Genomic DNA, 15092 nt, shown 5'->3' with positions numbered 1-15092 from the left:
ATTGAGGTGAAAAGATGGGAAGCTATAATCAAGATAAAGCATTGGAGCAGTATGATTCCAGTAAATACGTGACACCAGATGGCTATACAAGTGATATTGCCGTATTTACCATCACCACCGAAGATGATGGAACGAAGAACACGAAAAAAACCGTGAACAAACAACTCAAGATTATGCTAATTAAACGTTCTGACTACAATGCAGAAGGAGAGCCAAATATTGAAGGTGGCAAATGGGCGCTTCCTGGGGGATTTATCGATGGGAGTAAACAAGAGACGGCCTTACAAGCTGCTGAAAGGGAACTAGTCGAGGAGACCGGTATACAAGGGATATTCTTAAAGCACTTTGGTGTTTATGATCAATTTGGTAGAGATAAACGGGGCTGGATTATTGCCAATGCACATTATGCCATCGTACCTGAGAAACAATTGGCCAACCGAAAAGCTTCCGATGACGCTCAAGCAGTACAATTGTTTACTATGGATGAAGTATTTCAATTGGACTTAGCCTTCGATCACCGCGATATTATCACCGATGCCTTAGCATTTATTGAACGGGATTTGATCGAGACGAAGGTTGCGAGGAACTTTCTCCCGGAGGAATTTACATTATCAGAGCTACAAAGTGTCTTAATGACCGTATCTAATCATCCTAGAATAACGACAAAATCGGTGTTTTTTGCCAAGGTCCCTAAGCTACCTTTCATCGAAAAGGTTTATGATGAGAAAGGAAACTTAAAAAAGACCGAGAGAAATTCCTATCGTCCATCACAGCTGTATCGTTTTAATGATGTTGAAGTTATTAAATCTATTTATGAATAAGATGTAACGCTTGTAATTTGTAATTTTGGCATTACTAATTCAAAGGAGAGGTGTTCAATATGTCAAAGAAAGCATTAATTAATGTCGATTACACCTATGATTTTATTGCAGATGATGGCGCGTTAACTTGTGGGAAGCCTGGTCAGGAATTGGAAACGTATATTACCGAGGTAACGAAGAAGTTTATAGATAATGGGGATGAGGTCATCTTTGCAATTGATATGCACCATGAACAAGATCCATACCACCCGGAAACAAACCTATACCCGCCCCACAATATTGCTGGTACAAAAGGAAGAGAGCTTTATGGTGCGCTGCAACAAGTATTTGAAGAGCATAAAACCAAGCCACAAGTACATTGGATGGATAAAACGAGGTACTCCGCATTTGTCGGAACGAACTTAGATTTATTACTACGTGAGCGTGGCATTACAGAGGTTCATATCGTTGGTGTCTGTACCGATATTTGCGTACTCCACACTGCAGTAGATGCCTATGGAAAAGGGTATTCCATTGTCATCCATGAAAAAGGAGTAGCTAGCTTTAACCAAACAGGTCACAAATGGGCACTCGAGCATTTTACAGGCTGCCTAAATGCAACGGTTATTTAATAATGCGACTGGGGCAGGTGGTTGTCCCAAGGAGGGAATTCGGATGAATTTTACTGATGATAGTTTAATGCTTCATACAGATTTATACCAAATTAACATGGCAGAAACCTATTGGGCTGACAATGTCCACGATCGCCGTGCGGTATTTGATTTATATTTTCGAAAGCTTCCATTTGGTAATGGCTATGCTATTTTTGCCGGATTAGAAAAGGTTATTAACTATGTACAGAACTTTCAATTTAGTGATAGTGACCTAGATTATTTACGAGAAATTGGTTATCAAGAGGATTTCTTGGCCTATTTAAAGGACCTTCGTTTTCGTGGGACGATAAAGGCGATGCAAGAAGGAGAAGTAGTATTCTGTAATGAACCATTGATTCGAGTAGAATCAAGCCTTGCTGAAGCCCAGCTTCTTGAGACAGCTCTATTAAATATTGTGAATTACCAAACCTTAATTGCTACTAAGGCCTCTCGGATTAAGCATGTAGCCAATGGCCAAACCTTAATGGAGTTTGGAACGAGAAGAGCCCAAGAGCTCGATGCTGCATTATGGGGCACGCGTGCTGCTTATATCGGTGGATTTGATGCCACCAGCAATGTAAGGGCTGGTAAGCTATTCGGTATACCTGTTAAAGGTACTCATGCCCACTCCATGGTGCAGGCATATCAGGATGAGTATACCGCATTTAAAAAGTATGCTGAAAGACATAAGGATTGCGTCTTCCTAGTGGATACGTACGACACGTTAAAATCTGGTGTTCCTAATGCTATTCGGGTAGCAAAGGAGTTCGGGGATAAAATCAATTTCCTCGGCATTCGCCTTGATAGTGGAGACTTAGCATATTTATCCAAAAAAGCTAGACAGCAATTAGACAACGCCGGATTTAAAGATACAAAAATTTATGCATCTAGTGATTTGGATGAATCGACCATTTCTAGCCTGCAAGCCCAAGGTGCCAAAATAGATGTCTATGGAGTGGGAACTAAATTAATTACCGCTTACGATCAACCGGCATTAGGAGCTGTCTATAAACTCGTTGCAATTGAAAATGAGAACGGGGAGATGGAGGATACGATTAAAATATCGGCCAACCCTGAAAAAGTCACAACCCCCGGGATGAAAAAAGTGTATCGAATCATTAACACAAACAATCATCACTCTGAAGGAGACTACATTACATTAGAGGATGAAGACCCGAATCAAGAGGAAAAGATTAAAATGTTCCATCCGATACACACCTATATTAGTAAATTTGTAACCGACTTTAAAGCGATTAATCTACATCATGATATTTTCCAAAATGGGAAATTAGTCTACGATGCTCCTAGCTTACCAGAGATTCAAGCCTATGCATCGAAGCAGCTAGAACTATTATGGGATGAATATAAGCGAACTATTAACCCAGAAGAGTATCCAGTTGACTTAAGCATGAAAACTTGGGAAACTAAAATGAAAAAGATTGAAAGTACGCGAAATAAAATCAGGGAGTTGACGTAAGTGACAACGGAGGTCCAGGAGTACTACCAAAGATTAAACCCAGAGAAAGATATAGAAAGGTTATTTCAACAAGGAGTTAAGGTTGGAATATATGGCTCATCCTTTGATCCGATTACCAATGTACACTTGTGGACAGCATCAACCGTTGCGCATCGTAAAAAGTTAGACTTCATCATCTTTCTTCCTTCGTCCGGGAAGCGAAGGGATAAACAATTACAGACCGAGGATAACCACCGTTCCACCATGGTTCAATTAGCGATTAAAGATAATCCAAAGTTTCTATTAGATACGTATGAGTTCACAGCTCCTGCTGGAAAAACCTACACATACTATACGATGGAGCATTTCAAGGAAATTCTACCTAATGCGGAAGTATTCTTTATTATGGGTGCTGACCTATTGGTCGATATCGCAGCTGGTAAATGGATGATGGATGAAGAACTCATCCAGTCCAATCAATTTATCATCATGGCAAGAGACAATATCGATATGTTAGCAACCATTGCCCAGTCACCGCTACTTCGCAATTATGATGACGGTAGATTCCAATTACTAGATAAAGGCTTATCCATGGAGATTAGCTCCACTTATATTCGTGAAGAGTTTTCGCGTGGTGGTGAACCACGGTATTTATTGCCGACAAGCTGTTATAATTATATTCAGGAGCATAAATTATACCGAAAGAGGGGAAGCAAATGAGTACACTACAAGAAATCATTATTACAGAGCTAGGCGTTAAACCAACTATCGACCCGAAGGAAGAGATTAGAAGACGTGTTGATTTTCTAAAGAAATATTTAGTGAAGAATAGCTTTGCTAACGGATATGTACTTGGGATGTCAGGCGGACAAGATTCTACGTTAACCTCTAAACTAGCCCAAACCGCAATTAATGAGCTGAACGAAGAAGCTGGAGAAGACCGCTATCAATTTATTGGTGTTCGTCTACCGTATGGCGAGCAATTTGATGAAGAGGATTGCCAGGATGCCATTGATTTTGTTAAACCTAGCCAAGTAATTACCGTCAATATTCAAAAGTCTGTGGACGCTAGTGTCGCATCCTTAAAAGAAGCTGGTGTTACGATTAGTGATTTCCTTAAAGGGAATGAAAAAGCTCGTGAAAGAATGAAGGTACAATATAGTATTGGTGGAAGTCATAATCTGCTTGTACTTGGTACAGATCATGCGAGTGAAGCTGTTACTGGATTTTTCACCAAGCATGGTGATGGCGCTTGTGACTTAATTCCATTGTATGGATTGAATAAGCGTCAAGGTAAGCTGCTGTTGAAAGAATTAGGATGTCCAGAGCATTTATATATGAAAAAGCCTACAGCTGATTTAGAGGATGATAAGCCTGCATTACCAGATGAGGTTGCATTAGGCGTCACCTATGATGAGATTGATGATTATCTAGAAGGAAAAGAAGTTGCAGAAAAAAGTAAAAATAGAATTGAAGAATTATTTTTGAAAACAAGACATAAGCGAAACCCTGCCGTTACCATTGCGGATGATTGGTGGAAATAAGTAGAATTGGCAAAAAGCTTATGCGCTAGTACATTAAAAGTACGGCTAATTGGGAAATTACTTTCCTTTCTCCCAGTACAGAAAAGACACTGCTCGTAACCGCAGTGTCTTTTCTTGCATGGGATGGTTGACACGCTCCCACAGTATAGATCAGTTAGCCAGCCCTTGTGTAATTTAACTAATAACTACCGGAGCTTATTTTTACTTCTTTAGAGTACTTGGTTAAACGTATATCTTTCCTATTTATCCCTCCGTCTATCTTCACTGATTTCTTCAGCGTATTCGGTTTGATAACGTAGGTTTCTTGTTCCGTTTCCGTTTGATTCTTGGTCTGGTAACACCTGGTTAGCTAAGTAGCGGTGGAAGAATACTTCGAATACCCCTACTCCTAATGCAGCAATTAGTGAAGCAGTAAACGGGTTATCAGCAGCTGTCATACCATCCACAAACCAATAAATAATTGGCCACGCTAGTATGAAATCCGCTACAGTAGCAACCAGATTGTTCGTTCTAGGTAAAATGAATAAATCCCCAATAAGATATGCCACTATTCCTAGTACTAACGATAACAGGAATACCTCCCCAAATGTCATCGTATACATGACACCTAGAACAATATAAAGTAGAACAAACGAAGCAATAAATTTGATTAGTAATGCTTTGACATGTTTCATTTATCATCCATCCTTATTGATTTTTTGCAAGCTTCGCGTAGTGATGAAGACCTTGAGCACTTTAACAACTTTGCCCAGTCGTTCTAGCACTCAATCTCCCCTTCCGTACCCGTTAGCTCCTTCTCATGATTCTCTGCTTTCAGCATCTATCACCAAGAACTCCCTTTCATCAAGGTCACCTTTTAGATTCCCCTCATTGCTGCTACTTCGGTTATAGAATGTGTATGTATAGGGATTGTTATTCGTAGTACCTGTAGAGGCATATCTTTAAAGTTCAAAAGGATACGATGAATTTTAGAAAAGGAGCTAAAAAATGAATTTAATAGGATAAGGAATCGGATTAAAGGCAAATTAAAGATATGCCAAATAAAAGGAGAATTATTGATGACACAAAATGCGAATCAAATTCTAAGTCAAATCAGTCAAATTGCGAAACAGCTAGAGCAACAAGAGGCGATGAATGCTCAAACTCTTCAGCAAGGTCAAGTAGGCTCAGAGGGGCAGCAGCAAATGGCAAACCTAGAACAAAATGCTGCACAGCAGCTTGAGCAAATGCAACAGCTTATCCAACAGTACCAGCAATTAAGCCAGTCCCAACAGAGCTTCCAAGCTTCAACTGGAGTTAGCAGTTCAGTAACAGGTGCTCAATCTGCCCTACAACCTGGGTTTTCCGGAACAGATGCAGAAGAGGTTAGACAACAAAACCAACAATCTGCTCAAAACCAAAATGGTGGAAATACATTTAGCTGAGTCAATTTCATAATTGCTCTTTTTAAAAATACAGAATCCTACAGAATTTCTAAAATGTATTTTTAAAAACAGAAATCATGCTACTTGTTGCTGATTTAATTGTACATTAATTCGGTCTGCGGCTAACTTTGAAGCATTATAAATAAGGGTTACCATGTCAAAATGAATTTTTGCACGTTTCCCAGTACGATAGCGAACATTGTTCAGTTGAAAGAATTCTTTCAGATAGGCATTAACCCGTTCTACGGCAGTACGACGTTTGAAAATGTTTTTCCATGCTTGTGACCCGCGTGCTGGTGCGGTATATCTGCGAAGGTCTGAAGTGATTTTCACTTTATAAACCTTTTGGCAAATACCTTCATTAGCTAAGGGACAGTCGCTGCATTCCTTTGGTCTTGTGTATTTCAATGTTTCATATTTAGGATCAAAACTATCATAACGATAAGAATGCTCTCTGAAACAAGTTGGGGCAAAGTGTTTATCATAGCCAATGATTTCCCCTTCATTTCGCTTATTATACGCGATGACGGATTGTTGTCCCATTCGATGTACCTGCTCGTATATGGGTTCATAGTCATAGCCCGCATCCATTGTTTGATAACGTAATGGAAGGTGAAGGCGTTCCTGAATTCCTTTCAGTAAAGGGATAGCTGCCTTACCATCATTTAGACTCCCAGATGAAAAAAGAGCCTGTAGAATGTATTGGCTTGATGTACCAACGGCTAAATGACCTTTGTAGCCAAACCAAAAAACATTTTGTCCTTCTGAGTTCTTTTTCACGCCCCATTTAGGGTCTTGGGGAACTTCGGCACGTAGTTCGGCTAGGGGAACATCTAATTGGGCCACAATTTTTCTATCATATAAAGGTAAATTGGCTTCCGTTTCAGCTTGTTCTTTAAGCCACCCGTCACGCTCATCTTTTGATTTCCGACCACGTTTTTGGGGTTCAGATTTTGGCTTTTCTTCTTTTGGCTGCGCTTGGTCTCGTGCTTCAAAATGGGTTGCATCAATGGCCACTGTATCATCCGTGATGAAACCTTCTGCAATAGCCTGGAGGACCACTTTTTCTTGTTCTTTCTCAAGGATATCGCTTTCCTCCAATTTCGTTATGAGACGTGAATAGGAGGATTCTGAAGGCACATGATCAGAAACCAAAAAGCCACAATTTAACTTAAAAGCTAGATCATCATGAAGACGTTTTATAAGATCCTTCATCGTAGGGATGCGCTCTATGTATCTTACAAAGGTGGAGATAATCATGGCTGCATAGTTTAGTTCTTCCGGTGCACCCAACCGTGATTTTTTCGCCACTTGATGGTACATCGAATCCAAATCTACCGCTGAAATAATGGCTTCATATTTTTGGGTAGGTTCCATGTCAAATAATTCCTGTATGCCAAATAGGCTAGGTTGTCGTATAATAGTCATAAGAAGTACTCCTCCAGTCTTTTTATGGTTTGTGGTCAACTACCATTATACAAGATTTGGGGAGGTACTTCTTTTTTTATCTCTTAAACCCCTTGATACACAAGGGCTAAGAATTATGAAATTCATTCAGCTAAATAAAGTTTAACAGGAAGAGCCATAATCCCTTGAGAAATTATGGCTCTTCTTAGCTTTCTTCCAATATCACCTGTGAAGCCTTCAGCCCTGAAACAACCGCGCCTTCCATAGTAGAAAAATATGGCTGTCTCGTATAATCTCCGGCCAACACTAGCCCTTGGATATCGGTTCTCTGACTCGGTCTCATCCAATCATTATTCGGTTCTAGGCTATAAAAATCCTCCGGGTGACTAACAACTCGATAGTTCAACAAGTTAGATTCCAAATCCAAGCCTAATTCATATGCCTCATCAATCACTTCTTTTATGATTTCTTCCTCTTTCATAGGAATGAATTTCTCTGGAGGAGTTAAAATGATAGAAAGACGACCTGGAACATGCGTAAATGTTGAACGAGATTGTTCTACAAAGCTCCCTAAAATCGTTAAGGGGCCAAAAGTTGTACGATCATATGGCAATACAGGTTTACTAAACTCCATTTGCACCGTTACCGCAGGCATCGTAGGAAGTTGAAACAGTGTTTGAAAAGCTGGATGTTCAGTAAAACTATCCTTTAATATCTTTTTCGCACCCGCCAAATCTGCTGCAAGTATAACGTTATTTCCTCTTATTTCCTCCCCATCTGCTAAGATAACACCTGTGACCTGATTATTCTCTACTATCAAGCGCTTGACCTTCGTACCAGTTCGAACTTCCCCTTTATTTTGTTCAATTTTTGTTGCGATTGGATTTGCTAATAGCTCCGTCATACCACCTAAATATGCTCCAATTCTCATCTTATAGAATCTAGGCAATGCTGGATAAAATAACCCAAAGAACACTTTTGCTGAGTATCGCTCAGGTGGTAAAAAGAAAACCCCGGCACTTAATGGGATAATCAAATAATGAAGTGCATTCTCACTGACATGATGCTTTTCAGCAAACTCCTTTACACTATATTGATCAAGCTTGTCTGGATTTCGCTTATACTCTAAAAACCCTTTTAGGAAAAACGGGACTAATGATAATTTATCCTTCATGGAAACAATATGATTATTCCCAATTAACCCTCGAACCATTTCAAACGGCCCGAAAATAGGGGAAATCCCGAATACAGCAGTATCCTTTTTCCCTTTCACACGAACATCCACCTGCTCTTCCCATTGAACAATTTGGTTAATAGAAATACCTGCCTTTTTTAAAATTCGCGGAAGTTCTTTATAAAAGCCGATGTGGCGGTGAAATCCGGACTCAACCAACATACCATCTTCATCCCAGGATGATGTGCGTCCACCAATGACCTTCTCTTTTTCAAGTACGATAACCGATTTCTCCTGCTCACTTAACTCCAATGCTGCTGTTAGCCCGGATAATCCTGAACCAATAATAATGGCATCATATTGCTGCATCATCACTTCCACCTTACCAAGAGTAATTTCTTTTATCTTTCCAAATTAGGTTCGTTTTATTTATAGGAGGTTTTTATATGACTCGTTGTAATATGCTTGTTACCTTTACTTAATATGTTGTGACGTTTGAGGGTCATGAAAAACGTGTATATACATACTAAACCCGTTACCATAAAAAACTTTAGATAGGGAGTGGAACGTATGGAAGGTTTTAACCATATCTTGTTAGCTTTTGACGGTTCTAAATATAGTGTCCAAGCATTACAGACAGCAGAACAACTGACCAAATGGAGCGGTGCAAGATTAACAGTCGTATTTGTCCATGAACCATCACTTGACCATACTGTAACACCTGGGGTCACAACGGGTAGAGATGCAGGATTATATCATACACATCTTGGAGCAATTCCTACACCAAACGAAGGAACGCCAAGTGAATTGGATCACACGTACTTGCAAGATAATACTGCCGACAAAGTGCTTAATAACGCCTCTGTAAGACTATCAAAGCTCACAAACGTAGATTACGAGATTTTATCAGGAAAACCAGCAGCAGAAATAATTGCTTTTGCTGAGGAGCAGGATGTTGACCTCATTATTATGGGGAATCGTGGCCTTAGTGGAATTAAAAAGTTAGTCACAGGAAGTGTAAGTAAAAAAGTAGTAGAGGAAGCAAGTTGTTCCGTAATGGTTATTAAATAAAGAGTTGATCATAGCGGGGACTGTACTATTTCCGGTGGAGGTGGTACAGTCCCCGCCCACTTTTTATTTTTTATTCAAAATATAAATTGCCCCACCATAGCCAAGCACACACCAGATAAGTAAATTAATGTAATTTCCCAAGGAAGCATCAAATGTTGATGAAGCTAGTGATGCGCGCATCACTTCTGCCATGGAATATATCGGAAGTACTTCGTGAAGTGTTTGTAGCCATTCTGGTAGTCGGTCCATTGGAAAGTTGACTGGTGAGAACATAAGAGCTCCAAAGACAATTACTTGGGACAAAGCTAAAGATGTCGTTGGGGATAATAGATAAGATAATCCATATCCTACACCAATGGAAGTGAGTGCAATCATGAGAAGGGCTGGAACTATTGTCCATGAAATATCATATCCTGGTTGATACAGCAAATGAGCAATAAAAGAGGCAACAACAATACCAGGAATCGTAATCAATAACCATATCGTCGTATCCGCACTAAGAATAACGGAACGGTTCACTGGCCATGTTCGCATAAATTCCATGTAGCCATCTGTTTTGGATGTACCTACTTGTTGTGGAAGTATGACTAACCCCGTAAATATTAAAATAATGGTCGGAGCACCTGTTGCCAAATAGAGGATGGAATGGGTGTCTGGACTAGGCATTAGGTAAGTAAACCCTATCACAATTCCAATGGATATCAGGATTTGCATTAAAGCCATAAAAATCAAAAAGCCCGCGTTTCTTAAGAATTGCATTTGAAAAACATACTTGTAATGGCTATATATTTTCATGAGGAAACCACCACCTTATTTGAGGTTAGTTCGATATAAGCATCTTCAATGGTTGTCGGTGTTAAGGAATAATCCATTACAGTCCCTAAATCTACCTGCTCTCCAGCCCACGCAACTGCATTTGTAACATTTTCCGTATTCATCTTGATAATTAGTCGAGATCCGCTTTGATGATAGGAAATAGCCCATTGTGGAATATATCGTTCCTCCATTTTTTCTAGTAGATTCAATTCGATTCGCATTTGATTACTTACGGAACGTTTTACTTCGGAAGGGGTTCCTTGTGTAAGAATTTTTCCTTGATTAATGATCGCAACACGGTCCACCGCTTTTTCTGCTTCCAACACATTATGGGTAACTAGTATAACAGAGGTACCATTATCGGTTAAATTTCGAATGACATCCCATAAATAACGCCGACGAACTGGGTCGACATCATTGGTTGGTTCGTCTAAGATGACTAGCTTACCAGGGGCAATGACCGCCATACAAAAGGCAGTAAGTCTACGGGCACCACCAGAAAGCTTTTCCCCTTCTTTATCAGCCCATTTCCCCATATCTAATGCGTCAAAGAGCATATCAAGTCGCTTCGGATTATAGTTTTTTCCAGCTCGCATTTTCCCAATAATGGAAACTGCCTGCCTAGGGGTAAGAAATCCTAAAGGTACTTGGGACTGTGGCTGAACCGAACAAACAGACCGTGCATACACCCGATTGTCCGTCACCGATTTTCCAAATAGGCGAATCTCTCCTTGGTCCGGCGTTACTAAACCTACTATTTGGTTCACTAAAGTGGTTTTTCCCGCACCATTCTGCCCTAATAAGCCGACTATTTCTCCTTCCTTCATCGTAAGCGAAATATTATCATTCGCTATTAATTTTGACTTCCCCTTCCCTTTAAACACCTTTGTCACACCGTTTATCTCCAGTACCATTATTCCATCTCCCCATGTGCTTTAGATACTTTTTGCAGAAATTCTACAACACCCTTATCCATTGGATAGAACACAACGCCTTCTTCTAGACCTTTTAATGATTCCCACAAGTTACCGAGCAGTTGTTCATCATGATCAAACATTTTCTCCGCTTGCTTCAGCCAACGCTCTGCAAGCTGTAAAGCCAGGTCAGATTTCGGGTCGATGTCCTGATGTTTTTTGATATCATAGACAGCCTTCATCCATTCACGAATATCTTCCTCACTCATCTTTTCATTGCATTCCATTATCTTTCTCATTTCTTCCTCATTCATAAAATGATTATATTGCTGTATTAATTCTTCAGGCTCCTGGTGATAGAACTTCATGATTAGCGAAATGATTGGCCAACTAATTTTCTCTTCAAACTCAATCGAGTATAGGACACCTTGAAGTGCTTGTTCTAGCATTTTCAGACGTTCCTGTTCCCGTTTCACCATGTCTAATTGTTCTTGGATTGACTCCTGCCAATTTAATTTGGAGCTTTGCAAGATAGCATTAATCTTATCCAACGGAAATCCCATATACTTCAATGCCAGAACACGCTCTAGTCGCATGACATCATCCTCACTATATAGCCGATGCCCACCACTCGTTCTCGATGAAGGCTTAACGAGACCAATCTCATCGTAATAATCTAATGTTCTTCTAGTTACCCCGGTATTTTTCGATAAAGTACCAATCGTGTACATGACACCACCCTTTCCCAATTTTCTTAAGTATAAAACAACACGTTACGTGATGTTCAATAGATATATACAAAATTATTTGATATTTTATTATGATGGTTTGTTGATATTGGATTATAGGGGGAGGAGATGGTTGATTTGTTACCTTATTCTCTGCTTCTTTCTCGGTTAGGGCATGGAGGGGGGCTCTCTGTTACCTTTTTCACTGCTTCCTTCGCATTTCGGTCACTGAGATGCTCCCTCTGTTACCTTTTTGACGGCTTCTTCCCCATTTAGGTCACTGAGGTACTCTCTCTGTTACCTTTTTCTCTGCTTCTTCCCCATTTAGGTCACTGATCCACTCCCTCTGTTACCTTTTCGCCTGCTTCTTCCCGCATTTAGGTCACTGAGGAGCTCTATCTGTTACCTTTTCACCTGCTTCTTCCCCATTTAGGTCACTGATCCACTCCCTCTGTTACCTTTTCACCTGCTTCTTCCCCATTTAGGTCACTGATTCACTCTCTCTATTCCCTTTTTCTCTGCTAATTCCTTATTTAGGCAACAGACACACCCTCTCACGTGTCTCCCTTATCCCGGGCACAGCCCCCCACTATCTAAAGCACAAAAAAGCAATCAAAATCGTCACTTGATCTTGATTGCTTCTGTTAGGATTAATCAAACATCCTACTGATCCCAAAGTATTCTGTCAGTGGTTGCTTTCTTCCTTTGTAATGCCAGTCATGATATGCCTGAAATACTTTCATGGTATCTCCATTGGCCGATTCTTCCACTAGATACTTTACGGCTAGGAAACTTCGCCAATAGTCATACATAATACTGGTTAAACTGCCCTTGTAGCTAGCTTGACCAAAATGATCTAATGAATGCTTGCCGTACTTTTCTTTAAATATGGTAACTAGTTCTGTTTCTACCTTGGTAAATTCATTAAATTCTTGTTCATCTAGCATCGCTTTCCGTGGTAAATATTCACACATGCCTTCCTCAAACCAAATACTATCTTCTCGTTCTTCATCAAACTCATCTGGGAACAGATCGAGATGATGTGTTAGTTCATGCCCTAATATCGAGAAAATATGATTTTCGGAAAGCGTTTCATAGAAAGATTCAATTCCAGGGTGCTTAAGTCCCTCTAGTTGTCTTAAGAAAAGACTTCTCCAAGCTTCAATGTCTGGTGTGAAGTAAATTAGGTCTTTACTGGTATAGGCAGGGATTGGTATCGTGGAGAATGTCTCGGTTGCTAGTTCTGCTGTAGTCCAGACGATTCCTTTAGGTAATTCCGTTAGCGCATAATGCTCTTCCAATTCCCGTTGATAAAGGGATAAGCGACTCATGAAAAATTCCATAACAGGTTGGCGTTTCATGTAGTCTTCCACTTTTTCAAAAGCATAGATTTGTTTCATATTTTCTCCTCCGTCCTAGAACCTTTAAACATTATCTCCCTATTAAAAAAGCTCTGTAGACGTTACATTCTACAGAGCCTAACGCTAGGGACCTTATGTCCCTATGCTTCTTGATAACTATTAATTAGTCCAAGTGTTTTTGCCGTCCGTTCTAATACTTCTTGAGCTAATGCCGGGTTATCGGATAAAGAACGTCCATATGATGGGATCATTTCTTTAATTTTTGGTTCCCACTCTTGCATGCGTTCTGGGAAGCATTTTGCAATGACTTCAAGCATTACATGCACGGCAGTAGATGCTCCTGGTGAGGCACCTAGTAATGCAGCGATTGATCCATCTGCTGCACTTACTACTTCTGTACCAAATTGAAGGGTTCCTTTACCGCCTGCTTCTGTCTCCTTAATTACTTGCACACGTTGACCTGCCACGACCATATCCCAATCTTCACTTTTAGCTTCTGGGATAAACTCCCGTAATTCTTCCATCCGCTTTTCTTTCGTTAATAAGACCTGCTGGATTAAGTATTTCGTTAAGGAGAAATTCTTAACACCTGCTCCGATCATATTGAACACATTATGCGGTTTCACTGAGTTAATTAAATCAAAGTATGAACCCGTCTTTAGGAACTTCGGAGAAAATCCTGCAAACGGTCCAAATAGTAATGATTTCTTATTATCAATATATCTCGTGTCTAAGTGTGGTACAGACATCGGTGGCGCACCAACCTTAGCCTTTCCATATACTTTCGCCTGGTGTTTTTCCACCACTTCTGGATTATTACATACCATAAATAATCCACTTACAGGGAAGCCACCAATACCTTTTCCTTCTGGGATTCCGGATTTTTGCAGTAAGTGTAAGCTACCTCCACCAGCACCAAGAAAGACAAATTTAGCAGTGTGATATTCTACGGTTCCGCTTTCAAGATTTTTTACCTTTAATTCCCAGGAACCGTCACTGGTGCGTCTCATATTTTTCACACTATGATTATAGTTAATCGTGACATCTTTTTCTTGTAAATGATCAAATAATGTACGTGTTAATGCCCCAAAGTTAACATCCGTACCAGAATCGATCTTCGTAGCTGCTATCGGTTCATCAGAATGACGACCCTCCATAATAACGGGGATCCATTCCTTTAGCTTATCCGGATTATCGGAGAATTCCATTCCACTAAATAGTGGGCTTTTTGACAGCGCTTCAAACCTTTTTTTCAAAAATTCTACATCTTTTTCCCCTTGTACTAAGCTCATATGCGGCAGTGGCATAACAAAGTCTTCTGGATGTTTAATTAACCCCTTATCCACCAGGTAAGACCAGAATTGTCTGGAAAGCTGAAATTGTTCATTGATATTGATTGCTTTCTTAATATCAATAGATCCATCTGCTTTCTCAGGAGTATAGTTTAACTCACATAATGCCGAGTGCCCTGTTCCAGCATTATTCCATTCGTTCGAGCTCTCTACCCCTGGCTCTTGTAGTTGCTCCAATACGGTAATCTTCCAATCTGGTACCAATTCTTTAAGCAATGACCCCAATGTTGCACTCATGATGCCGGCACCAATTAAGATAACATCTGTTTTCATTCCATTGTTGCTCATTTTCCCCATCCCTATCTTCTAGAAGTGCTTAAATCAATTGTAGGCGCATCCAATTTTAGAAATATTCACGCCTTACAAAAATTATTTTCTAAAATCATTATAAC

General features: G+C 40.0%; 15 protein-coding genes. 7 read left to right on the top strand and 8 right to left on the bottom strand.

Annotated elements, in window-relative coordinates; translation table 11 throughout:
• The first annotated feature begins 14 nt into the window (after positions 1-14).
• From MKY78_RS11035 to nadE, 5 genes are read left to right on the top strand one after another with little or no spacing between them, the layout of a single operon-like run.
• Complete coding sequence (locus tag MKY78_RS11035) at positions 15-821, top strand: NUDIX domain-containing protein (RefSeq protein ID WP_339212596.1); 807 nt, start codon at positions 15-17, stop codon at positions 819-821.
• Positions 822-880: 59 nt separating this feature from the next.
• Positions 881-1432 carry an isochorismatase family cysteine hydrolase gene (locus MKY78_RS11030; RefSeq protein WP_339212593.1) on the top strand — a complete coding sequence of 184 codons (552 nt, stop codon included), beginning with the start codon at positions 881-883 and terminating at the stop codon, positions 1430-1432.
• A gap of 43 nt (positions 1433-1475) precedes the next feature.
• Positions 1476-2930, top strand: a complete 1455-nt coding sequence (locus MKY78_RS11025) for a nicotinate phosphoribosyltransferase (protein WP_339212590.1) — start codon at positions 1476-1478, stop codon at positions 2928-2930.
• Positions 2931-3629: a nicotinate (nicotinamide) nucleotide adenylyltransferase gene (nadD, locus tag MKY78_RS11020; protein ID WP_339212588.1), complete on the top strand. Its 699-nt coding sequence runs from the start codon at positions 2931-2933 to the stop codon at positions 3627-3629.
• Positions 3626-4453 (top strand): ammonia-dependent NAD(+) synthetase, encoded by an 828-nt coding sequence (gene nadE, locus MKY78_RS11015; protein WP_339212585.1) that lies wholly within the window; start codon positions 3626-3628, stop codon positions 4451-4453. The genes nadD and nadE overlap by 4 nt, the downstream gene beginning before the upstream one ends.
• 239 nt (positions 4454-4692) lie before the next feature.
• Here nadE and MKY78_RS11010 read toward each other — a convergent pair whose 3' ends face one another.
• Positions 4693-5127, bottom strand: coding sequence for a YndM family protein (locus tag MKY78_RS11010; protein ID WP_339212582.1), 435 nt, complete (start codon positions 5125-5127; stop codon positions 4693-4695).
• Between the two features lie 384 nt (positions 5128-5511).
• Here MKY78_RS11010 and MKY78_RS11005 point away from each other — a divergent pair, with 384 nt between their 5' ends.
• Complete coding sequence (locus MKY78_RS11005; RefSeq protein ID WP_339212579.1) at positions 5512-5877, top strand: hypothetical protein; 366 nt, start codon at positions 5512-5514, stop codon at positions 5875-5877.
• 75 nt (positions 5878-5952) lie between these two features.
• Here MKY78_RS11005 and MKY78_RS11000 read toward each other — a convergent pair whose 3' ends face one another.
• On the bottom strand, positions 5953-7305 hold the full coding sequence (locus MKY78_RS11000) for an IS1182 family transposase (RefSeq protein ID WP_107919837.1): 1353 nt from the start codon (positions 7303-7305) through the stop codon (positions 5953-5955).
• A gap of 184 nt (positions 7306-7489) precedes the next feature.
• Complete coding sequence (locus MKY78_RS10995) at positions 7490-8827, bottom strand: NAD(P)/FAD-dependent oxidoreductase (protein WP_339212573.1); 1338 nt, start codon at positions 8825-8827, stop codon at positions 7490-7492.
• 201 nt (positions 8828-9028) lie between these two features.
• Here MKY78_RS10995 and MKY78_RS10990 point away from each other — a divergent pair, with 201 nt between their 5' ends.
• A complete protein-coding gene (locus MKY78_RS10990; RefSeq protein WP_339212572.1) occupies positions 9029-9529 on the top strand; it encodes a universal stress protein in 501 nt (166 codons plus the stop codon).
• Between the two features lie 63 nt (positions 9530-9592).
• Here MKY78_RS10990 and MKY78_RS10985 read toward each other — a convergent pair whose 3' ends face one another.
• The 5 genes from MKY78_RS10985 to MKY78_RS10965 all read right to left on the bottom strand — a co-directional run bounded on the left by MKY78_RS10985 (position 9593) and on the right by MKY78_RS10965 (position 14988).
• A complete protein-coding gene (locus MKY78_RS10985) occupies positions 9593-10324 on the bottom strand; it encodes an ABC transporter permease (RefSeq protein ID WP_339212571.1) in 732 nt (243 codons plus the stop codon).
• Entirely contained in the window at positions 10321-11259 is a 939-nt protein-coding gene (locus tag MKY78_RS10980) for an ABC transporter ATP-binding protein (protein WP_339212570.1), read from the bottom strand. Before MKY78_RS10980 ends, MKY78_RS10985 begins: the two co-directional genes overlap by 4 nt.
• The gene (locus MKY78_RS10975) at positions 11259-12008 is read right to left on the bottom strand and encodes a MerR family transcriptional regulator (RefSeq protein ID WP_339212569.1); all 750 of its coding nucleotides are present in this window, start codon (positions 12006-12008) and stop codon (positions 11259-11261) included. The genes MKY78_RS10980 and MKY78_RS10975 overlap by 1 nt, the downstream gene beginning before the upstream one ends.
• Positions 12009-12637: 629 nt before the next feature.
• Positions 12638-13387 carry a collagenase gene (locus tag MKY78_RS10970; RefSeq protein WP_339212568.1) on the bottom strand — a complete coding sequence of 250 codons (750 nt, stop codon included), beginning with the start codon at positions 13385-13387 and terminating at the stop codon, positions 12638-12640.
• A gap of 101 nt (positions 13388-13488) precedes the next feature.
• Positions 13489-14988 (bottom strand): malate:quinone oxidoreductase, encoded by a 1500-nt coding sequence (locus tag MKY78_RS10965; protein ID WP_339212566.1) that lies wholly within the window; start codon positions 14986-14988, stop codon positions 13489-13491.
• Between the last annotated feature and the right edge of the window lie 104 nt (positions 14989-15092).

Source organism: Ornithinibacillus sp. FSL M8-0202 (assembly GCF_037975285.1).
Classification (GTDB): domain Bacteria; phylum Bacillota; class Bacilli; order Bacillales; family Amphibacillaceae; genus Ornithinibacillus; species Ornithinibacillus massiliensis.
Note: the sequence above shows the minus strand (reverse complement) of the source record. Positions and strands in the feature narration are given on the sequence as shown.